1 pseudogene is annotated in these 758 nt (G+C 43.5%); it reads left to right on the top strand.

The annotated features are described in order from the left end of the window. A pseudogene (locus A3739_RS25830) lies at positions 1–758 on the top strand (molecular chaperone HtpG); the annotation flags it as partial.

Raw genomic sequence — 758 nt, 5'->3', positions numbered from 1 at the left:
CCGCTAACATGGGCCCATAACCGTGTTGAAGGTAAGCTCGATTACACAAGCTTGCTTTATATTCCTGCAAAAGCACCGTTTGATTTGTACAACCGTGAAGTTCCTCGTGGCTTAAAGCTATACGTACAGCGCGTTTTTATTATGGATGAAGCAGAGCAGTTCCTGCCTCTCTACCTTCGTTTTGTAAAAGGTATTGTTGATACGCGTGATTTAAGTTTGAACGTTTCTCGTGAAATTCTTCAAAGCGATAAGACTGTTGATAGCTTGCGTACAGCACTGACTAAGCGTGTGCTTGATACTCTGACCAAAATGGCCAAGAACGATGCTGAGAAATATCAATCATTCTGGGATGAGTTTGGCCAGGTAATTAAAGAAGGTATTGGCGAAGATCTTTCTAATAAAGAAAAACTTGCTAAGTTACTTCGCTTCGCGACGACAAACGGCGACAGCGCTCAGAACGTATCGCTTGATGATTACGTGTCTCGCATGCAAGAGAGCCAAGACAAGATTTACTATATCTCGGCAGAAAGTCATGCGGCAGGTATTTCTAGCCCACATATGGAAATCTTCCGTAAGAAGGGTATTGAGGTTCTAGTGCTAAGCGATCGCATTGATGGCTGGATGATCTCTTACCTGTCTGATTTTGAAGGTAAGCATCTTCAAGACATCACTAAGGGCGAGCTTGACCTCGGTGAGATCGAAGCAGAAGAAGACAAGAAGCAACAGGAAGAAGCGAATAAGACATACGAAGCATTGGT

Source organism: Oleiphilus sp. HI0067 (assembly GCF_001635735.1).
The sequence above is the reverse complement of the archived record's forward strand: the minus strand, read 5'-3'. Positions and strand labels throughout refer to the sequence as shown.